The 25,603-nt window shown below is 53.9% G+C and carries 16 protein-coding genes; 9 read left to right on the top strand and 7 right to left on the bottom strand.

The window, feature by feature from the left end; all coding sequences use genetic code 11:
• Positions 1 to 108: 108 nt before the first annotated feature.
• The 8 genes from dpdE to dpdD are packed head-to-tail and all read left to right on the top strand — an operon-like array spanning position 109 to position 18,145.
• The gene (gene dpdE, locus GYM54_RS01285; protein ID WP_257626596.1) at positions 109 to 3,336 is read left to right on the top strand and encodes a protein DpdE; all 3,228 of its coding nucleotides are present in this window, start codon (positions 109 to 111) and stop codon (positions 3,334 to 3,336) included.
• Between the two features lie 8 nt (positions 3,337 to 3,344).
• A complete protein-coding gene (gene dpdF / locus GYM54_RS01290; protein WP_197444667.1) occupies positions 3,345 to 5,915 on the top strand; it encodes a protein DpdF in 2,571 nt (856 codons plus the stop codon).
• Entirely contained in the window at positions 5,912 to 6,808 is an 897-nt protein-coding gene (gene dpdG, locus GYM54_RS01295; protein WP_197444668.1) for a protein DpdG, read from the top strand. The genes dpdF and dpdG overlap by 4 nt, the downstream gene beginning before the upstream one ends.
• Positions 6,805 to 9,897 (top strand): protein DpdH, encoded by a 3,093-nt coding sequence (gene dpdH / locus GYM54_RS01300; RefSeq protein WP_197444669.1) that lies wholly within the window; start codon positions 6,805 to 6,807, stop codon positions 9,895 to 9,897. The genes dpdG and dpdH overlap by 4 nt, the downstream gene beginning before the upstream one ends.
• The gene (locus tag GYM54_RS01305; protein ID WP_197444670.1) at positions 9,897 to 10,634 is read left to right on the top strand and encodes a hypothetical protein; all 738 of its coding nucleotides are present in this window, start codon (positions 9,897 to 9,899) and stop codon (positions 10,632 to 10,634) included. Before dpdH ends, GYM54_RS01305 begins: the two co-directional genes overlap by 1 nt.
• A complete protein-coding gene (gene dpdJ / locus GYM54_RS01310; RefSeq protein WP_197444671.1) occupies positions 10,625 to 15,391 on the top strand; it encodes a protein DpdJ in 4,767 nt (1,588 codons plus the stop codon). The genes GYM54_RS01305 and dpdJ overlap by 10 nt, the downstream gene beginning before the upstream one ends.
• Complete coding sequence (dpdK, locus tag GYM54_RS01315) at positions 15,388 to 15,918, top strand: phospholipase D-like domain-containing protein DpdK (protein ID WP_197444672.1); 531 nt, start codon at positions 15,388 to 15,390, stop codon at positions 15,916 to 15,918. The genes dpdJ and dpdK overlap by 4 nt, the downstream gene beginning before the upstream one ends.
• On the top strand, positions 15,902 to 18,145 hold the full coding sequence (dpdD, locus tag GYM54_RS01320) for a protein DpdD (protein ID WP_197444673.1): 2,244 nt from the start codon (positions 15,902 to 15,904) through the stop codon (positions 18,143 to 18,145). The genes dpdK and dpdD overlap by 17 nt, the downstream gene beginning before the upstream one ends.
• A gap of 4 nt (positions 18,146 to 18,149) precedes the next feature.
• Here the strand turns inward: dpdD and GYM54_RS01325 are convergent, their stop codons facing one another.
• The 7 genes from GYM54_RS01325 to GYM54_RS01355 are packed head-to-tail and all read right to left on the bottom strand — an operon-like array spanning position 18,150 to position 24,355.
• A complete protein-coding gene (locus tag GYM54_RS01325; RefSeq protein ID WP_197444674.1) occupies positions 18,150 to 18,590 on the bottom strand; it encodes a 6-carboxytetrahydropterin synthase in 441 nt (146 codons plus the stop codon).
• Positions 18,590 to 19,222 carry a 7-carboxy-7-deazaguanine synthase gene (gene queE, locus GYM54_RS01330; protein ID WP_197444675.1) on the bottom strand — a complete coding sequence of 211 codons (633 nt, stop codon included), beginning with the start codon at positions 19,220 to 19,222 and terminating at the stop codon, positions 18,590 to 18,592. Before queE ends, GYM54_RS01325 begins: the two co-directional genes overlap by 1 nt.
• Positions 19,219 to 19,923, bottom strand: a complete 705-nt coding sequence (queC, locus tag GYM54_RS01335; protein ID WP_197444676.1) for a 7-cyano-7-deazaguanine synthase QueC — start codon at positions 19,921 to 19,923, stop codon at positions 19,219 to 19,221. Before queC ends, queE begins: the two co-directional genes overlap by 4 nt.
• A gap of 22 nt (positions 19,924 to 19,945) precedes the next feature.
• Complete coding sequence (dbpB, locus tag GYM54_RS01340) at positions 19,946 to 21,001, bottom strand: DGQHR domain-containing protein DpdB (RefSeq protein ID WP_197444677.1); 1,056 nt, start codon at positions 20,999 to 21,001, stop codon at positions 19,946 to 19,948.
• Positions 20,998 to 22,296, bottom strand: a complete 1,299-nt coding sequence (gene dpdA / locus GYM54_RS01345) for a tRNA-guanine transglycosylase DpdA (RefSeq protein WP_197444678.1) — start codon at positions 22,294 to 22,296, stop codon at positions 20,998 to 21,000. The genes dbpB (GYM54_RS01340) and dpdA overlap by 4 nt, the downstream gene beginning before the upstream one ends.
• On the bottom strand, positions 22,293 to 23,420 hold the full coding sequence (dbpB, locus tag GYM54_RS01350; RefSeq protein WP_197444679.1) for a DGQHR domain-containing protein DpdB: 1,128 nt from the start codon (positions 23,418 to 23,420) through the stop codon (positions 22,293 to 22,295). The genes dpdA and dbpB (GYM54_RS01350) overlap by 4 nt, the downstream gene beginning before the upstream one ends.
• A complete protein-coding gene (locus tag GYM54_RS01355) occupies positions 23,417 to 24,355 on the bottom strand; it encodes a hypothetical protein (RefSeq protein WP_197444680.1) in 939 nt (312 codons plus the stop codon). The genes dbpB (GYM54_RS01350) and GYM54_RS01355 overlap by 4 nt, the downstream gene beginning before the upstream one ends.
• Before the next feature lie 170 nt (positions 24,356 to 24,525).
• Here GYM54_RS01355 and dbpB (GYM54_RS01360) point away from each other — a divergent pair, with 170 nt between their 5' ends.
• Entirely contained in the window at positions 24,526 to 25,593 is a 1,068-nt protein-coding gene (gene dbpB, locus GYM54_RS01360) for a DGQHR domain-containing protein DpdB (protein ID WP_197444681.1), read from the top strand.
• Positions 25,594 to 25,603 lie beyond the last annotated feature (10 nt).

A 25,603-nucleotide genomic window follows, 5' to 3' on the forward strand; every position in this document is an offset into this window, starting at 1 on the left:
AGCGATTTGGGGGGCTGCTCCGCGCTCCGTAATTTTTCAAGCTAAGTATCCTTGGCTATCGCTAGCTAAAGGGGCAGCTTGATGATGGAGAGAAAATCTCCACTGCGTATGGGCGCTTTTGTTCGGATATCGTCCCCCCGATACACGAACTGGGGTGTTGGGAAACTATGTGGGGTAACTCAAGGTGTCGCCAGAGTCCAGTACTTTGATGCACCGGGCGCTCTGTTGCCTGACCTGGTCGAAGTGCCATCTTCTCAATTAGTACAGGCGAAATTACCTGCACAAACTCGAGTCTATCGTCAGAACGCCGACCTGTATTGGCAGGTTGGTCGTGTGCTCGAGGATGATGGCGCGATCATTTTTGTGCAGTTTCCGAATGGGGAAATGGAGAATTTCGAAGCTGAACAGTTGCAGGTTCGGTGGAGTCGGCCACTTAACGATCCACTACCTTTGTTGGCTGTTCAAGCCACTGAGACACCTTTCCTAGCTGATGCGAGGGCAGATTTCGTCCGTGCTGTGGCTGGTCAGCATCATGCGGTCGCAGGTGTTTCTGCCGCGCTTTGCTCTTCGATCGACCTAGTCGACTACCAATTCGATGTAGTGCGCCAAGTCCTCTCGGATCCTATTCAGCGGTATTTGTTGGCAGATGAGGTGGGGTTGGGTAAGACGATCGAGGCAGCGATCATCTTGCGGCAGTACTTTATCGACGATCCTGCTGCACGGGCGGTGCTGATCGTCCCGCCCGCCTTGGTGTACCAGTGGCGTCGTGAGTTGACAGTCCGATTCGGTCTAGGTGCCGAACTGGATGACATGTTGCATGTCATTGCGTATGACGACTTGAATCGATTGTCTCAAGTGATTGCTAACGCTGGCATGTTGGTGGTCGATGAGGCTCACCATCTGTCCAAGCAATCTACCGCTGAACAGCGCGAACTGTATGAACAACTGCGATCACATGCCCCGTCTTTGACGAGGTTGCTGATGCTGTCGGCGACTCCGGTCTTAGGCAATGCGGAGGAGTTCCTTCGGGTTCTGCACCTATTGGACCCGGTGGTTTTCCCTCTTGATGACCTCGACGGGTTCAAGCGTCGCATTGCATCCCGCCAAGTCATCGCAGAAGTGGTTTCGACGCTCCTACCTGAAAACGTCTGGGGTCTTGGCCCGGACCTTGATCGATTACTAGAGAGCTATCCTGACGATCCTCTGCTAGTGGAGAAGGTTGATGCCCTACAAAAGGTATTAGATACCTTTCCTGACGAGGAAGATTCTCAGTTCTTAGTCGCTTTGGAAGACCTCAAGACCCACTTGGTGGAAAGCTACCGATTGCACCGTAGGCTCCTGCGCAACCGTCGTACAGCAGTGCCATGGGCAACGCCTCGGCGAGCAGGTATGCGGACAATCGTCTTTAGCGGTGAGGCTACTGCTACGTGGCGAGATCGGTTGGAAGACTTGCGATTGGCGTTGGCAGCCTACGGATCTTTTCCCCACGTCCACCAATCGCTGCTTCAGGCGGCTGTTCACTCCCATTCAGGACAATCGCTAGTGCGGGCCTTGACCCTTGCTGGGCTGGATGAACCTGACTTACTCGCTCAAGCGAGAGCCGTTGATCATGCCGCTGAGCGCCTACTTTCTGACCCTGCACGGGTGAATGCATTGTGCGGTGAGATCCGCACGATCCTGGAAGTACCTGCGACCCAGATAGTCGTCTTTTGCGATCGGCCACAGGATGCCGATTTGGTTACTGAGGTTTTGGCTCGCGAGATAGGTCATGGCGTTGTTCGTCACGAACCGGCAGAGGTAGACGAAGATACGGAGGTGGCTGCTCCGGAGTGGGAGCAGTTCCTCAACTCGCCTAACCAGGTGCGTGTACTAGTGTGTGATGCGCGCGCGGAAGAAGGCGTTAATCTGCATGGCGGGCGCAAAGTTGCCGTCCATTATGATCTGCCGTCCTCTCCGAATCGCATTGAACAGCGTTTGGGGAGATTGGACCGTTACGGAACCGGCGATCCAATCGTGTCCTATGTATTGCTTGATGAGGAAAATCCGGACGAAGCTGCTTGGGCTCAAGTTCTGGACAGTGGCTGGGGCGTATTTCGCCAATCTGTGGCAAGCCTACAGTATCTGATCGAGTCGACCTCCGAGCCGCTGGCATACGAATGGTCTGAGCAGGGCACCGCCGCTCTCCAAGTACACGCGGATCAACTCGGTGGATCAGACGGCTGGGTTCAACGCGAAGTACGGCAATTGAATCACCAAGATAGTCTGGATGCTCTAGCTAACCGAGAAATTCCCGGCATGGACGCACTGGAGGATGCAGATAGCGATTGGATTAAATGGCGTGCTGCTTTCAAAATGCTGGCGGTTGACTCGCTGCAATTTGACTGGCGTAGCGAAAACGAATTAGGTGAACAAACTACGGATACCCCGTTTCGAGTGGGGTATGCCTATCGCGGCGGTGGGAAAGCAACGCTGCTACCCCTAGCAGGTTTCCTTAAGCATTTTTTAGCGACAGTCGACCAGAGAGCCATCGGCGGAAGCGCCCGCTTTCCGCTGAGTTACCAATATGCGTTCAAGCGAAACACCGTCACGAGTCGTCGGGGGTTGGCGCAAGGGCTCCGGCTACTTCGCATCGGAGATCCTCTTGTGGCCTCGCTTGAGCAATTTTGTGCAACTGATGACCGGGGGCGTGCTTTTGCAGTTTGGCGGGCCAATCGGCAGTACGAAGTCAACGATCCTAGTGGCGCCGATCTGTACTTCCGTTTTGACTTTATGGTGCGCCCCGCCCTCAACGAGGAGGGTGAAGATACTTCGTCCCTGAAACAGCAAGTACTCGCTCGCAAGGCAGGCACCTTGCTACCTCCCCTGGCCATCCGCGTTTGGGTGCACGGCAATGGAAGGGTTGAAGCTGAACCCAGCGAGTTCTTGACCAGTAAGTATGCTCCGACGTTGAAGGGAGTTCGATGTGATTTCAATCTGAACGCTAAACGCTGGCGCAGACTACCAACGGACATCAAGTCGACCTGGTTACGCAACTGGGGTGGATTGTGTGGGAGCCAGCGGGACATCGCCACAGTCGCGGCACGGAGCGCACCCGTGTATATCGAGCATATACAGAGCGCGCTGAAGGTCTGCGCTCAGGAGCGTCGGTTGCGCCGATCACAAGGGGAGGCGAGGGCTAGTCGCCTACAAGGACTGGCCCGCCAACAAGAGCTAGACGAACTGCTCCAAGCTGAAGAAATGTATGCGGCGCTAGAGGCAGCCATAGCTAGTCCTCGTCTCGACTTGGATGTGGTCGGTGCACTTTTCTTGTCTTCTATTTCGCCCTTTAACGAATGACCTTCACTATGTTCTCTGAGTTTGACCTGCGTGAAGCTCTGACCCATTGGCCAGACAGTCATGCCTATCTAGAAGCCACGACCGCCAGTGACAGCCTTTTGGACCGAGTTCAGCAATGCCTGCGAGAGTTGTTGGATCAGAGTGGAACGGCCGCGTTTATTGATCTGATCGCACTGTTGCGACATTGGCTGCTAGCCCAATCCAAGGGCGGGACTCGAGTTTGGTTGCAAGTGCCCCTTGCTGCACCTTGGCCCGCCAGCGAAGTCTGGCACGAGCAAGGCTTTGAAGTGGCGGTGATTGGCACGTCTGCGCAGATACGCCCCGCCTATCCCCGATTAGAGTGGCTAGGTGAGCAGCAAGATTTATTTGATGACGCGTTCGATGGCATCGTGGCGCGCCTTCAAACCTGGGTGCCAGCGGACCCACCGCTTCGGTCTCTGTTGGGGAAGCCAGCGTACACCGGTCCAGGTCAACGTGAGGCGATTCGGGCACTGATGCACCTACCTGCAGGCACGACGCTGATTGCCAATCTACCGACTGGTAGTGGCAAGTCGTTGCTGGCCCAGATTCCCCCGCTATTGGGCAGTCAAGGCAATTTGACCTTGGTGATCGTACCCACAGTGGCGTTAGCCATCGATCAAGGTCGTCGAATGGCAGAACTCCTTAAGGCTCGTGACCCCAATTGGACAGAGCATCCCCTGTCCTTTCATAGTGGCTTGTCGGTCGAACAAAGGACTTCCATCTTCCATGCTGTGCGCTGTGGCGAGCAGCGAGTCCTTTTCACCTCTCCAGAGGCCGCCACCGGCTCTTTGCGCAGCATCTTGATCGACTGTGCGTATGAGGGGCGTATCTCGCACGTTGTGATCGATGAAGCACACTTGGTGGTCACTTGGGGTAGCGGATTTCGTCCCGCGTTCCAGTTACTGCCGGCCTTCATCGCCAGTCTTCGTCATGCGCGCAATCCTGAATCGCCGCAGGCCATACGTATTGCACTAGCCTCAGCCACCCTTACTCCGCACACTGTTACGAGCTTGCAAACGTTGTTTGCCGGAGTAAATGGCAATTGTGTTGTTTCCGGGATCTATCTACGGCCCGAACCGCGCTACGCGATGAAGGCGATGGTCTCTCCGGTGGAACAGGTGAATCGTGTTCTCGAGGCAGTGATGAAGTCGCCACGCCCCTTCATCCTGTATGTAACTAGACCTGACGAGGCTGAGGAATGGACTCGTTTACTGACTGAGAATGGCCTGGGCCGGATAGCCGCCTTTACCGGAGAAACGCCTCCGCAGCAGCGCCAACTTCTAATGTCGGATTGGGATGCCAATAAGCTCGATGGCATGGTAGCAACTTCGGCATTTGGCCTTGGCGTGGACAAGAACGACGTTCGGACAGTAATTCACGCCACATTGCCGGAGTCACTCGACCGTTTTTATCAGGAAGTCGGGCGAAGCGGCCGTGATGGCAAAGCCTCCGCAAGTTTGTTGCTTTACACGCAGCAGGATGTTGAACAGGCAAAAGGGATGTCTGGTCCAACACTAATAGGTAATGAGTTAGGTTATGACCGATGGGAGGCTATGCTCGATGATCCAACTCGCCCGGTTACGCCAGACGGCGAGGTTTGGGTCGACCTCAATCGGCTACGGGCCGGATTGACGGCACAGGGGAAAAGTAACCGCATATGGAACCTGCGAACGCTCAACCTGATGGCATCCGCTGGGCTGATTGAAATTATCGCTTTAAGTGCCTTGCCGCCAGGCAGTGAAAGTATTAGCGAGGATATAGAGTACAGCGATTCCCAAGTGACATATGCAGCAGTGCGTATTCGCCATCCTAATCACCGTAATCGCCAGGTTTTCGAGGAGCAAATGAACTCAGCTCGAGAGGGACTGCTTCTGGCTGCGGATAAGGCATTCAGCCTAATGGTGCGGACTGCCACGTCTCAAGTCGAGATATCGAATGCACTGGTCCAACTGTACGGTTTGGCATTACCCAACCAGTGGGGGCCGGTAACGGCTTACTGCGGAGGCTGTAATCAGCATTGGGCTGACAATCGCATGCCTGTGCGCCGGTTGCGCCCGTTCGTAGCGAGAATCGCCCAGTTTTCACACCGCACCGAGCAGTGGCCGGCACTTAAAACTTTACCGCAGGATCAGCCAAACTTGGTATTCGTTGCGGTTCCCGATTTGATACGTACTTGCGCTGATAGCCGCTCGTGCTTTGCGTTGATGCTGCAGAAAGTACGCCCCCACTCCTTGCTAGTGCCGCAGTCGACCAGCAATGTCCTGGTCGAAGGGATGATCGACCAGATGACAATTACGCGCAGCGATACCTTTGTTGATCGCTTCGATCCTCTTGACTCCATCGCCCTGCATGGGGCAGTCGACGAAGTCCGATTTATTCTGTGGGCAGACTCGAAGATCACGACTCAGGTGGCTACTGCATTGCGTACTTCCCCTAGTGCGATGACTGTCGTCTTTATCGACAGCCAGTTGCCGGACCCGTACCGGCCAGAACGATCTTGGGTTTCCGTAATTGCCCATGCAGATGAGGACACGGTATTACGGAAGTTGATTGCATGAGCCTTTTAAACATTACCAATGATGGATTGCCAAATATCCTTGTTGCACTACACGGGGCCGTGTTGCGTGCGGCCAATCCGATTCTAGAAACCGAACTATTAGAAGCTGTAGCTCCGACTGCGCTCGTTGAGGATGAAGGGCAAATGGCGCGTAACACCCTAAACCGATGGGTGGAACTTGGATTATTTGTACGAGAGGAGGGACTTATCTCCGTCAAAGACAGGCTGCCTTCGCGACATTCCTCCATGTTGGAAGTCCTGCCGTTCACACGCCGGATGGCCTGCCGCCAAGCGTTAGCGGAAGAGAACAATCAGGATCTATGGGCTAGTCAAGGTGCACGGGCTGCTGATTTAACACGGTCGTTGGCATGGATGCTTGCCCAGGATATCTATCGTGCATCCTTCGATCAGTTCGAGAAGCAAGAGTCGCAACAGATCCTCGACCCGGAGCGGTTGTTGATGCGCAATTCGACCCGGCGCTCGGGTCTTCAGTTTTGGGCGCCATTTCTTGGGTTCAGCCGCCACCCCTTTGCCGCCATTGATCCGACTGTGGCGGTACGTGACGCTTTGACTGAGGTTCTCGCACCCGGTGACAGCATGCCTGCTCCGCAGTTTGTGGAGCGTCTGAGCACTGTGCTGCCTGTATTGGATGGCGGTCGCTGGCAGCGGGAGGTTCTGGAGTATGTAGATCCCCTGGCACTGCCATTGCGTCAGCCCGGTCAGGTCTCCACGGCACTGAGTCGGGCGTTGCTCAATCTTTGGGAGGGTGGTGAGTTGCTATTGCAGTCAAAGGCTGACCTCGGGAGTTCGATTACGTTAACTGGTGCTGGTGGGGCACGCAGCGATCTAACCTTCCAGTGGATTACTCGCCCGGTACGAGGTGACAAGGTATGAGCGCGCTGGAGCGTTACTGGCCGACAAGTGCACATGCGACGGAGTGCCTGCCTACTGAAGCTGAAACTGTCGATGATGCATTGCTCCTGGCAGTCCACGCGCCAACTTTGTTACTGCGTCGGGCTGCCCAGTCTGGGCTAGAGGAATCTGCTGACGAAGTTGCTCTATTGAACGAGTTGATGCGCCCCGTAACCGATGGTAGTGCGGTCGTGGTCGCCATAACGGGCGCCTCAGGTGTCGGTAAGTCCCATATGGTGCGTTGGCTGGGCGCACAGTTGGAGCGTCACCCACGCCGTGACGATCTGGTGGTTGTCTCGATCCCTAAGGGCGTGAGCCTGCGGGGGGTCGTGGAGTTGATCCTAAAACCGCTTGTCAGCGCTGAATACGAGGTACTAAAACGCGAGTTGGCGCGCGCTTCTGAGGCGTTGACCCCTTCTATTGCTGCTGAACTGCTCGCAGCAGCTTTGGGGGAGGGCCTGAAGGAGTATCGTGAACGTACTGTTGAACTGGCAAAGGGCTCATCAGCGGAAAACGTTGCGCTTCGGCCACATGTGGCTGTGGCTGAGCATGCTCGGAATTTGATTCTAGCTCCTGAGGCGCGTGAGTTGTGGCTAGGCAAGGTGCTACTTCGAATTGTCGGAGCAAGTCTGGGTGGTACTAACAATCCATCGGATCGACAGTTTTGTGCGGAGGATCTTGAGCCACCCGAGGAGGCAGTAGGTTATGAACTGCCACATCGAGTGCAGACGGCGCTAGCGTTTCTGGGCAATGCCAATGGCCGATATCGCAGTACCGCCGCCAATATTTTGCAGGAGGTGCTCGATAGCGCACTGCGCACCGTATTCCGGATCACGGAAGCTCTGCAACAGAAGTCAATCCCGGAAGTGATTGACGATATTCGACGACAACTCCTCAAGGAAAACAAAGAACTTGTGCTCCTTATCGAGGACTTGTCTGTCCTGTCGGGAATCCAACAGCCACTGTTGGACATTATGGTTATCGAGAGTAACGAACACGGGAGGAGGGTCCGAGCGCCTATTCGCACCGCGGTAGCCGTTACCGACGGTTTTCTTGCTGGCCGCCAGACTGTGTTGACTCGTGCCTCGGAGCAGTGGGTGGTTCCGAGCGAAGGCCTATCTGAACGCGCGATTGTCAGCAAGTTAGTGGAGTTGACGGGGCGTTATCTCAATGCAGCGCGTTGGGGAGTTGAGTACCTGCAGCAGGAGTTCGCCAGAGGGGCCCGGCATGGCGCTGACCTATACGCATGGGTGCCGAGATTCGAAGAACCTTTAGATACTGAGGCTGCAGAGCGACTGGATGCATTTGGGCGTAGTCAGCAAGGCTATCCCTTGTTTCCTTTCAACGAACTTGCTATCCGTGGCCTTGCTGAAACAGCGCTAAAGCTAGGCAGTGTTTGGACTTATAACCCACGAGCCTTCATTAATCAGGTCTTGCGCAAAACACTCGCTGAGCGTCCCGCGTTCCTCGACGGAGCCTTCCCTCCGCCCGGATTTAAGTCTCCACGATTGGTCGCCGAGGTACGTACGGACTTGCAGCGCAAGGGCTACTCACCGGTGCTGTCCCAGAAACTGGAAGTGGCTCTGTATTTTTGGGCCGGTAGCCCGATCAGTCTGGCATCAGGGACCGCAGTGCCCAAGCCAGTGTTCGAGGCTTTCTCTCTGCCCTGGCCATTTGATGCTGCCAACTCTCCAGTACGACCGTCGGCGGCGGCGCCAACTCAGATCAAACCGCCCATAAACGCCGAGCCTTCCACCGCTCCAGTTGACTTGGCGTCGCTGACTTCTGCTGTTGACCCAATTCCAGTCGCGCCGGATATCTCAGCTTATGCAGAAGCGCTGGAGGCGTGGACGCCTAACAATCGGTTAACAAATACGCATGCTAGGGACACTCGTGGCTTAATACAGACCGCGCTGGAAAGTCGATTGGATCTGGGAAATTTGTGCTTAAAAGGTCAAAAGATTGACTATCGCTGGTTCTGGTTGCCCCCGATGATTACGGCGAACAACCCGAACAAAGGCCTTGTAATTCAGGTTGCCCTCCCGGATGAGCCCATTCCTCCGGGCGTTCTGGCAGGGCTTAAAGCTCTGGCCCGCTGGGAAAAAAACGCGAAGTCTTGGTGCTACGCGAACGCAGAAACCGACTATGCGGCGGCTGACGCCTTGCTGGATAGTCTGGAGTGTCAAGTCCTACAAGCTCTCGCCGTTGAAGCTGAACGTGATGCGGGCATGATGGGGCGTACCCTACATATTCAAAGCCTGCTGCTGGGTCTGAGCACTCGTGGCCAGCCAGATAATCCAAGCTTCAAAGAGTTGTTCGCTCCCGGTCCTGACGAGTCTATGTTGCTGGCCTCAACTGTTACCCCATCGATTGTTCGATCTTTGGAGATCCGAAGCAAAGCAACCATTTGTCGCACCGAAATTCAGGATCGGATGAGGCAACTGATCGGGTGCTTCCAGGGTGCCGGAAACAAGTTGATGGGAATTGATATTGACCGCCTCAAACGGGCCTGGAAAACCGAATTGCCCCAGCGGTGGGTTCCTGGGTTGAGCAGCAGTGGTGGTTTGAGTGTAGAGGCGCTAGATGTACTTGAACGCGTTTCTACCGAGAAACTACCTGCCTTGGTCAATAACTTGCAGGGCGCGGTGCAATCTCTCTTGCCTATAGCAAGCGCCGCTTTTGAGTCCGATCACGCACGTGTCGCCTCGCGCGATGAGATGCGTTTGCTGGTGCAAGAGGTCCTGCAATTATCGGTCTGGCCGTCTGGCGTTTCCGAATCGGAGATTCGAGCGGTCATTGACCGACTGTCACAAGATGGCATCGAGTCCGTCATCCAACGGATGCGCAAAATGAGCATACCTTCCGACGACGAACTGGTTCCCGTGCGGCTCGCTGCATTATGTGCTGTACCGCTACCAAGATTGAGCCAGTTAGCTTGCGATGTTGACGAACTCAATGGCTTTTTTGATCGCCTCGGGAAGTTGATCGACAGTCAGACTCGATCAGTTGAGTTGAGTCAGGCCATCGAGCAACGAGAAGAGTTGACTAAGAGTTTGGAGTGGGAAAGCTGATGTCTAGCCTAGCCGGTACATGCAAAAAGCTGCTCTCTGACCTGCAGACGGTGAAGGTAGCCAACCAGACTAAGCAAGAAATCTCTGCGCTTCAGCAGCGCTTGCGTGAGTGGACAAAACACGCGAACGCACGACGCGCACTGGTGGAAAAGGTCCGCATTGTCGAACCCTCTTTACTCGCGCGCGAGGATATTGTCCAAGCTGATTGCGCTGTGAAAGGGTTGGCGCAGCAAGCGAAAACGCTACTACTTGCAGGTGGTAATTTGCAGGATTTGGCAGTTGATAATCTGTGGACCCGACTAATTGCGGCGGCCGAATCGGCTAATGACAAGGTCCGCAGCGCTGCCCGCGACCAATGGCGCCAGTTTGTTGAGAGTCTGGGACGCGTCGACACGCCTACATACCTAGACGAGCAAATGCTCAGAACCCCTGCCAATGAGGACCTTCTGCGGACCTACAAGGAGCATTACCCAAAGTACTCCGCGATTGCGCGCACCGACTTACCAGCCAGCACATCGACTCCGGATGAGTTGATCAGAGTAGTGAGCACACTGCAGGACGTACAGCAACAACTTAAGGGGACGGCACCAGAGGCAGTTCGATTATTTCTCAAGGCTGTGGAGAGTGGGGGGGCTTCAATGGATTTGATTACTCCTGAAGTGATGCAATGGCTCCAGGCAAATGATGAGCCCTCCCGGTTCGTAGTGAAGTCGAGGACCAATGTTTTATGGCGTTAGTTCCAGATTTGCAGTTGGCCGAGTTCGCGCTTGACGAACTCGAGGCTCTGGAGGCGCGTTGTCTGATCTGGGGCCTGATTGACAATGCTCTCAGTCGCGATGAAGTAATGGAGGCTCTTCAACGAGCCCTCGATGCGCCAAAGGCTCATGCCGCCCAGAATGATCCGAATTGCTGCATTCACACGGTGAAGGATCTGTGGGACTTGCTGATTGAACGCAAAATGTTGTTCCAAGTGCCATTTGTGGTTGATCAGGAAGTGCGCTGGCGGACGAGGATGGCCGAAGGGGTGCGGTTGATTGCCCAACTTCGCCAACTATTTCCCAAGCATGGTACGGACAGGTGGGCTGAAGCCGCCACACTGGTAGCGGACTATCGCTTCCTTAGACGCCCCCGCCGTTACCCCCTTAGAGACGTGGATGGCGCTAGCGTTTATGCTAAGTTGAATAACTTGGTGAAATCGCCGCTATTGCTGGAGGCCCTCAAGACCTGGCTAGATCATATGGATCCGAGCGGTGGTCTCTCGCAATTCCAGGTGAAATCGGCTGAACGTATTTTGACTGGCTTGGAGGAGGGGAGTTGTCAGGGCACGTTGGTATCCGCTGGAACTGGTAGTGGCAAGACCCTGGCATTCTATCTGCCTGCGTTGTCATGGCTGGCATCCCAACGAGTGCCGCCGATGACTAGCGGTGGGGTAAGGGTGTTAGCTCTTTATCCTCGTAATGAATTGCTGAAGGATCAACTCGCCGAAGTCTATGACCAGTGCCGCAAGTTCGATAGCTGGATCGGACGTCGGGGAGGGCGACCTCTGCGCGTAGGTGTTCTTTTTGGGGACACACCCACGAAGGTCGCCAAGGCCAAATGGCCCAAGCACTCCCAGGGCAAACGCGTACCGTTCTTCAATTGTCCTAACGACAGTCAGCACGGGGAAATGGTGCTGCGCAATAGTGATGCGGAAAAGGGTCTGGAGCGCATCGTCTGCTCGCAGTGCAGTGCAGTCGTAGATGGACGTACTCTGGCATTCACCCGCGACACAATTCAATCTGATCCACCGGACATTCTTTTCACAACGGTGGAAATGCTGAATCGGCATTTACCTAGCAGCGACTTGCGCCATGTCTTTGGCGTGGGTCCTAAGGCCGAACGAACCCCTGACCTCGTCTTGCTGGACGAAGTTCACTTGTATGCTGGCAGCTATGGGGCGCAGGTGGCCTACTTGTTACGTCGTTGGTGGGCCGCCAGCGGGCGGCGCTCTAGTTTTGTGGGATTGTCCGCTACCATCGCGGAAGGCCAAACCTTTTTTTCCCACCTAACAGGACTGAGTCCAACGGTTGTTGAGGAGATCAAACCGCTAGAGAACGAGATTGAGGAGGAAGGGGGCGAGTACATGCTCGCTCTGCGCGGTGATCCGGTTTCGCAGACCGCCCTGCTGTCTACCACTATCCAGACGCTGATGCTGAGTGCTCGTTTACTCGATCCGCCTGGGACTTTTGATAGAAAAGCAATGCCGTTTTTTGGTTGGCGGGCATTTGCTTTTACTGATCAGTTGGACGCAACGAATCGGCTCTTCAAGGACTTGCTCGATGCTGAGGGACGATATCATCCTAGTGGTAACGCAAACTTGATCAAGCACCCTGATGGCGGGTTGGCACTGCTGCGTAACGGATCTACCCCCATCATGGGTACCCCGCGCTACTTCGCTGGGCAAGACTGGAGTGTTCCACAAACCATTGGAAACGATCTCACCCGTCGCCTCGGAATCGGGCGTACGACTGCATTAGATAGTGGGGTTTGTACTCATACAGAAGTTGTAGTTGCCACGTCTGCTCTAGAAGTAGGCTTCGATGACCCGGCAGTGGGCGTTGTAGTTCAGCACAAGGCGCCGAGAGACATCGCATCGTTCTTGCAGCGCAAGGGGCGAGCGGGTCGAACGCGTCACATGCGACCATGGACTGTCGTTGTGCTCACGGATTACGGTCGCGACCGGCTGGCCTATCAAGCCTACGATCAGCTGTTCGATCCCGATCTTCCGGCGCGCCAACTGCCTTTGGCCAATCGCTACGTCCAGCGAATGCAAGCGGTCTACGCGTTGCTCGACGAGTTAGGAGATTTGACCTGCCGTGACCAACCACCTCTGTCGGTTTGGCGCGACTTGGCTTCCCCAAATATTGAGGCCACACCGCATGGGTGGCACCCGAATGCGTTTGTTTCAGTTAAGCGCCTAGCGGAAGGTGTGACATTCCCGCTCTCTGCGCAGGAGTGGAAAGTGCTCAGGAATCAAGCGTGCAACCTCGGTCCCAATGGGGAGTCTGCTGTTAAGTTTGCAGGCGCCAATTGGTTGGCAAAACGGTTGCAACACCAACGTGTTGTCAAGCTGCTGGGGGATCTTCAGGAGAGTCCAGCGAAAGTCGAACGTCTTGCTCGCAGCCTAGCTGACCGATTGGCGTTGACGACCGACGATATGAATTTGCTCATGTGGAGCCATCCACGCCCGCTAATGCTTGGCGCGATTCCTACAGTTGTTCGTCGGCTGGCATCGAACTGGCGTGCAAATGGCGAACAGGGGAAAGACTACCAAGCGGGCCATCCACTACCGGACTTCATTCCCTCCAGCCTTTTTGCCGATCTAAGTCTGCCGGAAATGCGCATTGAATGGCTTGCGCGCGATGGCAGCGTTGAAGAGCAGTATCTGCCTGTTCAACAGGGTTTAGCTGAGTTTGCACCCGGTAGGGTCTCGCGTCGTTACGATGATGCTCTTTGGTTGGGCGTTGATGGACCAGCGCTGGCTCGAATCTTCGCTTGCGGTAGCACCGAAGTGTCTGAGGATGTGGAGCTATCCACATGGTACGACCTTGAGCCTCAAAGAAATTTTGTTGTCCAGGACGACTCGGCTCGAGTGACTTTCAAAGCGTTTCGTCCAGCGGCAGCCCGCCTGTCTCCAGTGGCTCGTGGGGGCAATGGAATCCCCGAGCTAAGTGACACATCCAACGCTCAGCTGCAATGGAAATCCTTCCTTCAGGCGCCCTATCAGGGCGTACCACTGACCAGTCCGACGCACATTGGCATCAGCCAGTTGATCAAGAGAGTGGTTGTTCACACCCACGCTGAACAAGCCAATGCTTCTGTGCGCCGCTATGCCGTAAGTTCGCGCGCAGAACTTCGACTGCGATCTGGAAGTAAGAGCGAGCGCGTCACAGTCGACTGGCAGTTCATGCATTCAGGCCAGCCCTGCGGTGTGGGCTTCGACATTGATGTCGATGCGTTGGTATTGGAGTTGGATTTGCCGCATGATCTCAGCGGCGCCATCAATTGGGGTGATCCGCGACGTTTGCGTGCAGCTCGTGCAGCTCGCTACAACTGGGAGGCACGCCAGAACCCCGAATTCTGCATTGCAGTACCGAATCCATTCCTGCGCGGGTGGATCGCACAGATTTTCCAAATTGCGGCCCTTCAAGTCGCAATGGCTGAGGAAGTCTCGCTGCGCGACTCGCTGGACTATGTTGCTGACGGCGCCAGGATGGATACGCTACTCAACGTCCTGCAGACGGTGTTCCAGGTTCCGGAGAACGAAAGTAGTGAGGAGGGGGCGGACAAGCTTCGTCAAAAGCTAGATGAGGCGCTAAAGACAGAAGCAGTGCGTAAAGCTGTGCGTTACGCATCTCGTGTACTAGTCGAACCCATTGATGAGGAGTGGAACGACTGGCTTGCCCTGTCGATCCGCGCCACGCTCGGTGCAGCTTGCCTGGACGCAATACAGCAAGCCTGCCCCCAGATTGATCCCGATGGGTTGATTGTGGATATCGACGTGCGTAGTGATGACGGTGACCCACACCCCCAGCCCGGGTTCGAAATCTGGATCTCGGAGGTCAATCCTGGTGGCAATGGTCTGATTGAGAGCGTTGCGGAATTGTTAGCGACTCGTCCCGATAGCCTTTACCGTCATATCGAGGCGGCCTTAAGCCCGCGTGACTTTGAATGGACAAATTCTCAGTTGCGCCAGGTAGTCCAATGGCTTGGTGGATCAAAGCCGGACTCCACTATTACTGAGGCGGTAACGCAGGTTCGACAAGCCATGAATTCTGCCGATGCCGCCAAGCATTTAGCCGGTCTGCGGTTCAGGCTAGTAACTCGGGGGCAATCGATATTCCACGGCTACAGTGTGGCTCTGAGCATGCGATTGTTGCGACCGAACACCCCAGACGAGTTGGATTGTCTGCTGGCTCAGATACATGAGCGCTGGGATGCGTTGGAGGCGTTACATGGTGTCGAGATTGACGTTAGGGTTCTCTGCGCATTGTTCAGTACAGATGATTATCTCGATCGGGCATTTGCAAGCGCGGGGCAGGTCCTTCCTTTCGGCAGTCGTATGGCATGGCGCTTCGGGGTGCTAATGGGGATATTGTGGCCTCAAGGGCATGCGCTGCGCGCTGTTGCCATGCCATGGTCCAATCGCTTCTCGCCGTTCGCTATAGATACTGAACGACTTCTGGTGGAGCAGTGGCTGACACCTCGTTCTCAACCGATCGATCCGACAGCACTGGACTGGCAGGAGCAGTTGCGAAAATGCTTACTCGCCACTTCGCGTGCGGTTGTGTCGGTATCTGCCGCCGATGCCGGAACACTGTTGCCCAAGGTGATCGCAGCCTTGGCGACAGAGCCAATTCAATTTGACTATCTAAACGTCTTCGCCCAACTCTGCGAGGTCAAGCGCCTCGGTGATCGCATCGAGTGGACGTTTTCGATACCGGACGCTCTATGACAAACGTACGCCACATCTTCAAGTCGGCAACGACTTCGCCTCAAGCCGCTCGTGATGTTATAGCCATGGTTTTGGCCGAGGAGATCCTGCTTCCCAGCAGGACACTCTATTTAGCCGCTCCGTGGGTTAGCAACATTGTTATTTTCGATAACTCAACGGGCAGTTTTGAGGGGCTAAATCCGGAGTGGAGCCGTCGTGAGATTCGCTTGATTGAGGTATTGGCGGCTATCGCATCTAACAATACGCAGTTAGATATTCGCGTACGACCTGAACCTCACAATAAGCCTTTTGGTAAGCGCTTGCACGCAGCGCTGATAGATGCCGGTCTGCAAGATTCGTTGCAATGGTCCGAGATTCCTGATTTTCACACGAAGGGATTGCTAACCGATCGAGTCTGGATTGGCGGATCGATGAACCTCACTGAGCGCGGCATTGGCCTGAACGCTGAATCACTCGTTGTTGATTTCAACCCGCAGATGGTATCTAGCATCCGTCTGGAGTTTGCGAACCATGGCATCAGCCTCTAGCCAAACGGTAGACCCCGCAGTGGCAGTCTCTCAGGCCTTACTCAGTCAGTTCTTTTCAGGTCTTAACATTTATGTGAGCCCTTTAGCCACTGTTAAAACCCTCGCTGGTCAGACTGTACCTGACGCATTGGTTCCAGCTATCGCCCGTTATGCGAAAGGCTTCAAGGACCGACCGCTGCTCTTGCCATTTTCTGAGGTTACCGGTGAGCGCACCTGTTGGCTGGCCTGTTCGCACGATGAACTAAGTTCGCGTGAGTTGCACGAGGAAATGCGCGCTTTCATTGGGTCGAGCTTTGGTGACTTTGAGATTGACGGGGCGGTGCTCTCTATTGCACAAATGAGCGCGAAAGCTGTATTGGCGCAGGCTGGCCTGAACGCGATTGCCTTTTTTGCGATCACGCCGAAGTTTGAGCTGCGCGTAGTCAAAAGCTGGCAACGCTACTGGCAACTCTTGGACCAACGCCCGCCTAGGCCCAGACAGGAACTGCGCACGTTTCGCCAGTTGCGAGCGTTGTTTGACCGCGCCTTGGTGGCTCGCAATGAAAATGCAGCGATGGCCGCGATGGCGGCACTACGAGACCAGCATGGCCTTAGCGCTGAAAACCGGACCTTCCTGGAAATACGTTTACATTCAGCCTTTGGCCGATGGGACCGAATTCTGAATCATCCCCAGTGGGATGACTTTCTCAAGGTTCGCTTGCCGCCGGAGACTTACGGTGACATCTGGGACGCGCTCTACGAAACGTTCTTAGCCCAAGTCGAAGCGCAGGGCGCCGCCACTCAGTTGGTGAAAGCTTTCGCAGAGCGGGTTCGGATTATGGCCGCTCCTCTGCTCAAAAGCCGCGGGCGTAGCCGTCGCCCCGCAGCCCTTAAGGGCTTTTTGCTTCATGAGTTGTCTTTGAAGCAGCCTTCCGCCGAACTCTGCGTGACCCTGCTCAATGACCTTGGACCAAATGCTTTTGGGCCCGCTTCTGACGCCATCATGGCTATGGCGCAGACCTTGCAAATCAAGTCCGGAATTGAGCAGGCGCTCCATGAAATGGAGTTGGAACGCTATGAACAGGCTCTTGCTTTGCTTTTACCACTGGCGGATTCGGTCGAAGTGCTCCAAGCCCAATTGCGTTGTGCCAAAGAAGTGGGTGATCCTGGTCAAGCTCGTGTGGTGCTCGAGCGGCTGTCGTTGAGTGCCCCCGATACTGCCGCCAAGGTTCGCACTGCTCGGGCTCGGTTGCTCTCTGATGTAGAGAAGTTGGCCGCTAAGGAAGTGTGCGAATCGCTTCAAGAGCAACTGCAGACTACGCATACGCCGATGGCTGTTGACGACGTCATAGTCTATTGGCGGGAACTGGTTCAGTCGCCCGAGGCTAGTACTCTGTTGGCCCAGCCCAGTTTCATCCAGTCGTTGTTGTCGAGCGTAGAGGATTCTGCTCTCGACTCGTCACCCTTGTTCGAATCCCTATTTCCTATTTGGTTTGACTGGCTCATCGTCCAAACTCCACCCTCGAGCGTGCTTACTCAACTCTATCTGGGGTTCATTGAATCCCTGAACGTGCGAGACCGCCTTGGAGATAGCGAGCGAGAGATGATCAGGCTGGCGCTTCGACATAGTCTGATCGCCGGATTGACGTCGGCTGAGTACACAGGGCTTATTGAAAGGCTTGCTACAGTATTGTCCAGTCCGCTGTCGCCACGCGAAGCCGCATGGGCATTGGATGCGACAGATTTGTTGGTTATGTATCCATGTCGTGACGAGGAGGCGCGCCTGCGGTGGACAACTAGGGCAGTTCAGGCTGCGACCCAGTGTTGGGCCAGACTGTCTCTTGCAGAGCGCTGCTTGCTAAAACTGCTTGCGCAAGAGTTTGGTCTTGAACTTCCCAAGCGACTCGACGATGAAGTGGATGAAGCCGAAAAAGCTCGAACAGACATAAGGAACCGTATTTTCCTTTACAGCTTGGACACCCAAGCCATTCGACGTGCAGCACTAATACTCGAAGAGGCGCTTCCATTGGCCAAGGTTGAGACCAACTCCGATGAGGTCTGCAGTTCACGCTTGAAGACAGGAGTTCGTAATGCGGACTGGGTGGTGTTTGTTTCAGGCGTTGCTACCCATCAGGCTTTTTTTTGCATCAAGGCTGCGTTACGGCCCGATGCAGCGTTACTTCAAGTCGAGGGTACCGGTACGACGCGCATCGTAGATTGTGTGATTAATAAGAGTCAGATGTCTTGAGACGTCACCTTGTCCAACGCAACACGCAGCGATCGCCGCTGGCTCGGCGCTCGATCATAACGGCGCATAGGCCTGGTACCGAATCTTCCATCTGTGCGCGAATAAAAGCACAGAGATTCTCGATAGTGGCAGATCCTAGACCTTGAACCTCATCAAGGAATCGGTGATCTAGCATTCCTTTTACTCTGGCAATTTCGCTGCGCAGATAGCCAAGATCTATAAGCATCCCGGAGGTGGAATCCGGTTGACCAGCGACGGTAACCTCTGCTTCGTAGGTATGTCCGTGGATACGTAGACTGCCCTCGGTCTCGATACTGCGATTCAAGGTGTGGGCTGCCTCGAAGAAAAAGCGCTGCGACAGTTCGTACACGGTCACGCAATCAATGGGGGGCTTAACAGCTACCTCAGGTCGACAATCTCTGGACGCAGTTGCTAGAGAAGACATCAGCGGATCTCCAATATCTTGTGTGTTTGTACGGAAAGTCGCCATTTAGTATTGGCCTGGCAATAGGCAATGGCAGAGCGGGTATTTTGTTTCTGCATTGGCCCATCCATAGGTTGCAGTAGGTAGTACTGAAAGTCGCTATCAGAGATGGCATCTGGGAGTAGGCCAGGCTGCGGATAGACGAGTTTTAATTCGTGGCCACTACGCTGCACCCAGTCGGCCCCAGCTTTAGGGCTAACACAAATCCAATCGATCCCTGAAGGTGCCGGAATGGTCCCATTGGTCTCGACTGCGATTTCGAATCCCTGATCGTGCAGGGCTGCAATCAGGGCTACATCAACCTGCATTAACGGTTCGCCTCCTGTGAGCACGACATAGCGATGCTCTTGGGCAACTGGCCATAGCGAGGAAACTCGCTCGGCCAAGACCTCAGCAGTCAAGTACTTGCCCCCCAAGGTTCCGTTGGTGCCCACGAAATCGGTGTCACAGAACTGACAAACGGCCCTAAGGCGGTCAATTTCCCGACCACTCCAAAGATTACAACCTGCAAATCGACAGAACACAGCTGGTCTGCCAGCCCGAAGTCCTTCGCCTTGCAGGGTGTAGAAGATCTCTTTGACGCTGTAGGTCATGCGTCATTGTCTCGCTTGAATGCATCGAAGCCGCTCCGGCGCAATTCGCAAGCAGGGCATTTGTTGCAGCCATACCCCCAGTCGTGTCTGTGTTGGCGGTCTCCTAGGTAGCAGGTATGGGTCTCTTCTTGTACGAGTTCGACAAAGCTAGATCCGCCAAGGCTCTTAGCTAGCTCCCAGGTTTCTTTTTTATCCAGCCACATCAGCGGTGTCTCAATAACCAACGGCATGTCCATACCGAGGCCGAGAGAGACCTGCAACGATTTCAGGGTGTTGTCTCGACAATCTGGATAACCTGAGTAGTCCGTTTCACACATCCCGCCTACAAGCACGCTAAGGCCTCTCCGATAGGCAATAGCGGAAGCAAAGTTGAAGAACAGCAGATTACGTCCGGGAACGAAGGTGTTGGGCAGGCCATTCTCCTTGAACTCGATCTCCTTCTCAGAGGTCATGGCGGTATCGCTGATCTGGCCAAGGAGTTTCAGATCGAGAAAGTGATCCTTCCCTAATTTTTCCGCCCAGCGAGGGTAGTCGGTGCGAAGGCGCTGGAGAACTCGATGCCTGCAATCCAGTTCTACATTGTGACGTTGTCCGTAATCGAAGCCTATCGTTTCGACGTGATCGTATCGGTTTAGTGCCCATGCAAGGCAGGTCGTGGAGTCTTGACCGCCAGAGAAGAGAACTAATGCGTTAGTATGCATTGCTGGCCTCACGAATCGTTATCTATTTGCGTTTGAGTTCTACTCGAAGTTTGTGAGTAAGATGTTGGGTTAGCAGCGAAATATCACTCGGGGTATTCTGTATTCCGTTCCATGGGCGACGGTCTGTTTCGGAAATGCGCCATTCCCCACTGGTCCACGCAGTGTGTGGCTTAAGGAGTTTAAGTCCTTCTATGAAACCTTCCTTGCTCGTTGAACCTTGCCGGGCGTATAACTCTTCCATTACGAATCCAAGCGCAACGAGACCTGCGCCATGCTTAAGTCTCGAATGCCGGGGCGATAAGCCATCCCACTCTGAACGAAATACCGTACGAACAGCTTGAAAAAAGTTATTGATGAGTTCGACAGAACGGGCATCAAAGTCATCGTATTGCATGAATGACTGAATAGCTCCATCGCTTGCAGAGTTCATGACAAGCTTTTGCATCGCCGTATCACTTAGCACGCCCTGTGGGTTCGTATGCTGACGGATCTCACAGAAGAGAGCCGAACCCGGTAAGTGGTTCAGCATGTCTACTATACGCGCAGCAAACTTACGCTTGGTGAAACGCTCTGGAAGGCCGTCGACGGTAGGAAGAAGTTCATAGATGAGCGACTTCGGCAGCGGTCGAGTATTATTAATCAGAACAAACTGTTGCCTCAATTCGTTATAGTCTTTGCAAATCAAAGCAGATGCAAATATTTGGAAATTTGCTTTATCCATTGTCGACAAAGCACTCAGGCGTTGTTGGCCATCGACAACAAAACCCGGCTTGGTTTTCGACGCGTCTACAGTGATATCCACGACTCCGTCGCCTATGTCGATAACTTTGACATCGCCAAGGAACGCCAAAATAATCGCGTTGGGCAGCAGAGCATCATCTCGGCGCAGATAGTCACGTATATCTTGGATATGTGACGCCACCTGATGGCGCTGGAATCCTTTGAGATGACCTTGTTCGTTTCTGCCAACCCGTTCAATTTCTGAGAAAGAGAGGATGTCTTTTGGCGTAGCGGCAAACGTAAATATGTCATGGCCTTGAGCCTGAGTAGCGCGAATACCTTTGAACCTGTAGATCATGCTTTAGAATTTTCCAGAGTCTTCTGAAGGTGTCGATGGTAAACGCCTAGGTTGTGGAATCCCCGGCGTTTGTTTCGGTTGCTGGCGCGAAAGATGATAGTTTCTATACCGGCACTGCTACAAATCGAACATTTGCACTTTTGCCATGGCTTGTCACGAAGGGTGGGGCCGATTAGGCGGATGTTCTTGTCGATTTCTTTTTCGAGTTCTTCAGCGGTAGACACGGTATCGCTGAGTGTTAGACGGAGATAGTCAATTATGGCCGATAAGGTTGATTCGTAATCAAGAGCGCCATCGTCATAGTCACGTAATGCCTTCAACGATCTTGCTTCACGTTTCTGCAGTTCTTCAGCACTAAGGGTCCCGCGCTTTATGCCTTGCATTAAACGCGGATTCTCGATGGCCTGTGGGATTCTTATCGCAGTGTAATAAGACAGTTTTGATGTCTCGTTCTCTAGATAGTAGTTGGCTTTTGCATCCTTAAAGGCCCGAATGAGGGGAGACGTAGAATCAAAACTGGTAATACCGTAACCTGTAAATTCATCGATTCGCTCTGCCTTGGCAAATCCCAACAAGTGAATATTGGTTTCAGGTTTTATTGCGGCTCGCAGTGCAATCAGCACTTCGTGTATCTGCTCCACTTTCAGGGGAACCAGGCCGCCAATCGCAAGGTACCGATATCCCATGTCTTCAAGTTCTTTTGCCGCTTGTGCCATGCTTTCAGGAGACCATCCTTGGACTGCACCTAATGGTTCGAAGGGCTGACCGGCTTCGTTCGTAAGCTTTAAAAACTCACGTGCGTTTTCGAGCGTGATGCTGTAGCGGTTTAGGGTGTCTTCAGTTTGGCTGGCTGCTGGTGGGTTGCTTGAGTCGCAACTGAAAATTATATGGTCAGGTGAGCATCCGTGGGTAAATCCGCTATCAGCGTAAAATTCCACTACCTCTAGTGGGCTATAGGCTGGTTTCGAATGAGTTACGTAAGCAAACGCACCACAATCACCTAAAACCATCGTGTCGTCGAACTTCTCGTCGTCTAGCCGCAAGAACTTTCGAACACCCTCTCTGAGAAAACGCTGCTGTTCAGCTGTGGAGTATCGAACCTTCGAACTGGCAACGCCTATGGCAGGTCGAACCGCACTCATTGAGACAAGTAGGCCGTCGTAGGGGATGGGTGTCATTATTTCGTGCGCGTATTGGTCGTCCCAATAACGTCTGCGCCCAGGAGCATTACGATCATTGATGAAGTCGTATCTTGGATCCACGTAATCTTGAGTGTCGGCGTACAGAAATTTCATGATGCGGCGCTAGTTAAATAAAGGCGTATTAATGTGTCTTGCAGGTTTTTAATGTCTTGAGGCGTATGCTGGATTTCATTCCAAGCCTTTTTCAAAATGGGCCACTCACCCGAAGACCATGCACAGACGGCTGCAATTTTTCGAAGCTCTGTTTCGATTTGTTCGGCGCTGTCTTTGCTTACTCCCGTTTTGGCGTAGATGCGGTCCATCAATACTCCCATAGCGATTATGCCCGCTGAGTGCATAAGTCGCCCATCCTTGGGATCCAAACCCCAGTCCTTCGAAAAACAGGCCTTCACTGCATTCCAGAACTGAATAAGTAGATGGTACATGGCTTCAATATTAGCGGTCTCGTCGTCACCTGACTTGTATGGGTAAAGAGCGCCCAATGGGTTCGTCATGCTATTTCGGATCATTTTGACGACAGCCGTATCGGTTACTATTGCAGCATGATTGTGTTGATCGGAGGGTTGCTTGATAAGCTTGTAGAATGGTGACTTTGAATCGCGATTAAGGAGCCCGCATAGCTCTGCCGGAGCCCTCCGAGCACTTAATTCTCTGGGGAGTAAGATCGTGCCTGTTTCGGGAAGTAGTTCGTTGATTAGGCGAGTAGGTAACGGTTTAGCTTTGTTTACCAGAATGAACTGTTCTCTCTGAGTGGTAAGGTTGTCAGAAACAAAGCCTACTACCGGAACAGGCAAGTCGGCATTCTGTGCTTTAGCAAGTGCCAGTGAACGCTGCTGGCCATCGACGATCCACGCCGAACGTCTACCCTCATCATGTAAAGGGATACGAAGTGTGCCTGCTTGGGATAGCCCTTCATCGCCGGTTGGTTTGCTTCCGCGTGACGCAACGAACTTAACGTCTGGAGATAGCGCCAAAATGATCGCGTTGGGGAAGAGGGCATTTCCTTGGTTCAAATAGTCTACGATCCCTTTTACGTGACTGCGGATCTCAGGTCGCTGGAAACCCTTCAGGCTGCTGCTTTCGTCTCGAGAAAGACGGCTTATATCGGCTATCCGAACCAGATCCGAACCGCGTACGAACAGAGCATAGACTTCTAGGTTGTCTCCTTGCGTAGTACGAAGAGCACGCACCACAATTTCTTGGTTCTTCTCGTTCATGCCTTGGTTCTCGCTGTGTATTCCGACTTCAACTCCGTCCATAGTTTTCGGAACCGAGACTGCTCGCAACTCACGCATACGTCGTCTCTCAAGTGACGGAGCAATCGGGAAGAACTGCCGTTGTGTTTTGCCCAAGCCTTGGCTAGTAAAGATTTCACTTCCTCGTCAGATGTCCGCCGGCGCGACACCTTTGACGCGAATGAGAGCTCGCTCATGGCGACGGTCACAGCCCGACGGGCGTCCGGCAATGAGCACGTCGTCCAGCCGTGCTCTACGAAGTGGCGCAAGGCTCTCTGCGGGTAATCTGCCCGTGTCCCCGCCAGGTCTGAACCTTCTAGCCGGTCGTCATATGGCATTGCATAGGGCTTCAGATCGTCAGGCAGCCTTTCGACGCCGGGTCGAGACGTGAAAATCCTCAGCTTGTATCGGCTGCATGCATTGAGGTCCAACAGGTCGTCGCGAATAAGATCGACGTAGTTGGCGGAGAGTGCAATTAAGACCAACTCGACCGCGGGCTGCGTTGCCAGTTCGGCGATAGGGCTGCGGGAGCGAAAGCGTACGTTCAGTTGCGTCCACCAATGCGAAGGAGCAGCGCCCAGTTTTGCTAGTTTTGGTCGGATGGAGTCGTTCTCGCTGCCAACAGTCAGGTTGTATGAAGGAGACGGATATTCGCTTTCAATAAGGCCAAGTCCAGTAGATGCGAACATCAAACGCGCGTCGACAAACTGAGCCGCGCGCTTGGCATCCTGAACGCTTCGGCCTGCGTAGAGGGACGCTGCTGGTAGGGTTCCAAGGCCTTTGGCTCTGATCTGCCCAACCCATTCGTCGGTCATCTCGTCCAGAGAAGCAAACGGCTTTTGAGGCAAACACAGCGTAGCCGTGCCAGCCACTCGCTTCCTGTTGGTACAGTTAGAGATGATGATGATCGATGCCATTGGAAAACTGCGCCTGTGGCTTTTTGATGGGTTGCAGTTAATTTATAGTGTGTAATCCTACCACCTGATAACTGTCCCAGCTATTGCCTTGCGCCAACGTGAGGGTGGAGAGCAAAGCTGACCTGAGGAATGCGTTACACCCGGTGCGGTGGCGTATATGAGGGGGATCGATGCGATTTTCGGCTATTCGAGCTAAGCAAAGCGCTACACACCAGGTCGTGTCTTTCGCTGCCACTGTGGAGCAGATCTTGGCCATTGCGTCGATAGATCGGGTGAGGCGAGACGCAGGAGGCGACCTGCACGGGTTTCAGCGACCGATGGTTGCCAAACATATTAGAGAGATTCGTGACTATCTCGAGCGACCTGATGCTGTGATGCCGAATGCAGTGGTGCTCGCATTCACCGATGGCATCACCATCACAGAGGGACAAGGTCCCTACGCAGAAATCGAGATAGATGTATCCAGAGGTCCGACTGGGTTTGTTGTGGACGGCCAGCAGCGGCTGTCAGCGTTGGCTGGGTTACCGTCGGGTGACTTTCAGTTACTGGTTTCGGCGCTTATCTGTCAGCACCAGGACGAACTGCGCCAACAATTCATTTTGGTCAACAACACACGACCTTTATCAAAGTCGCTGATTTACGAATTGCTTCCAGGCGTAGACGGTCTCCCTACGCGCATGACGTCCCGCGCTCGTGCGGCACGTATTGTAGAGCTGCTGAACTTTGATGAGCGGTCGTCGCTTAGGGGACAGATCAAACAACATACGAACCCCCTGGGTACGATCAGTGATACTGCGCTCCAGAAAATGGTAATGAATTCATTATCCGATGGATATTGCCGGTCGCTTATCGATCAGGAGGAGGGCGAGGAAAAGTGTTTCCTCGTAATAAGCGAATTCTTCCTCGCGGTCCAACAGGTTTTCCGCAAAGCCTGGGTCGGGCATCATCCGAAGTCGTCTCGATTGGTGCACAGCGCTGGCATCATCTCTATGGGTTACGTGATGGATCAATTGTGTACAACTTCGGCGCCATTTGCTCCTCTGTTCAAACTTGGACTTAAGAATCTCGAGGGCAAGACGCCCTGGACGGCAGGACATGGAGATTGGCCTTTCCAGAGCGGTATTAGGTCGTGGAACGGCATCCAAAATCTACATCAAGACATACATGTGCTATCTGATTACTTGACGAAACTGGTGCGTCGTAACTCCGCCACCCGCACCGAGGCTGTTTCGCTGTGAAAAACTTAAC

Origin of the sequence: Pseudomonas sp. MTM4 (genome assembly GCF_019355055.1) — a bacterium.
Taxonomy (GTDB): domain Bacteria; phylum Pseudomonadota; class Gammaproteobacteria; order Pseudomonadales; family Pseudomonadaceae; genus Stutzerimonas.

Bases quoted from the DNA above. Each gene is read 5' to 3' on its own strand.
- dpdE (WP_257626596.1), top strand. From the start codon at position 109: ATGGGCGCTTTTGTTCGGATATCGTCCCCCCGATACACGAACTGGGGT.
- dpdF (WP_197444667.1), top strand. From the start codon at position 3,345: ATGTTCTCTGAGTTTGACCTGCGTGAAGCTCTGACCCATTGGCCAGAC.
- dpdG (WP_197444668.1), top strand. From the start codon at position 5,912: ATGAGCCTTTTAAACATTACCAATGATGGATTGCCAAATATCCTTGTT.
- dpdH (WP_197444669.1), top strand. From the start codon at position 6,805: ATGAGCGCGCTGGAGCGTTACTGGCCGACAAGTGCACATGCGACGGAG.
- GYM54_RS01305 (WP_197444670.1), top strand. From the start codon at position 9,897: ATGTCTAGCCTAGCCGGTACATGCAAAAAGCTGCTCTCTGACCTGCAG.
- dpdJ (WP_197444671.1), top strand. From the start codon at position 10,625: ATGGCGTTAGTTCCAGATTTGCAGTTGGCCGAGTTCGCGCTTGACGAA.
- dpdK (WP_197444672.1), top strand. From the start codon at position 15,388: ATGACAAACGTACGCCACATCTTCAAGTCGGCAACGACTTCGCCTCAA.
- dpdD (WP_197444673.1), top strand. From the start codon at position 15,902: ATGGCATCAGCCTCTAGCCAAACGGTAGACCCCGCAGTGGCAGTCTCT.
- GYM54_RS01325 (WP_197444674.1), bottom strand. From the start codon at position 18,590: ATGTCTTCTCTAGCAACTGCGTCCAGAGATTGTCGACCTGAGGTAGCT.
- queE (WP_197444675.1), bottom strand. From the start codon at position 19,222: ATGACCTACAGCGTCAAAGAGATCTTCTACACCCTGCAAGGCGAAGGA.
- queC (WP_197444676.1), bottom strand. From the start codon at position 19,923: ATGCATACTAACGCATTAGTTCTCTTCTCTGGCGGTCAAGACTCCACG.
- dbpB (WP_197444677.1), bottom strand. From the start codon at position 21,001: ATGATCTACAGGTTCAAAGGTATTCGCGCTACTCAGGCTCAAGGCCAT.
- dpdA (WP_197444678.1), bottom strand. From the start codon at position 22,296: ATGAAATTTCTGTACGCCGACACTCAAGATTACGTGGATCCAAGATAC.
- dbpB (WP_197444679.1), bottom strand. From the start codon at position 23,420: ATGAACGAGAAGAACCAAGAAATTGTGGTGCGTGCTCTTCGTACTACG.
- GYM54_RS01355 (WP_197444680.1), bottom strand. From the start codon at position 24,355: ATGGCATCGATCATCATCATCTCTAACTGTACCAACAGGAAGCGAGTG.
- dbpB (WP_197444681.1), top strand. From the start codon at position 24,526: ATGCGATTTTCGGCTATTCGAGCTAAGCAAAGCGCTACACACCAGGTC.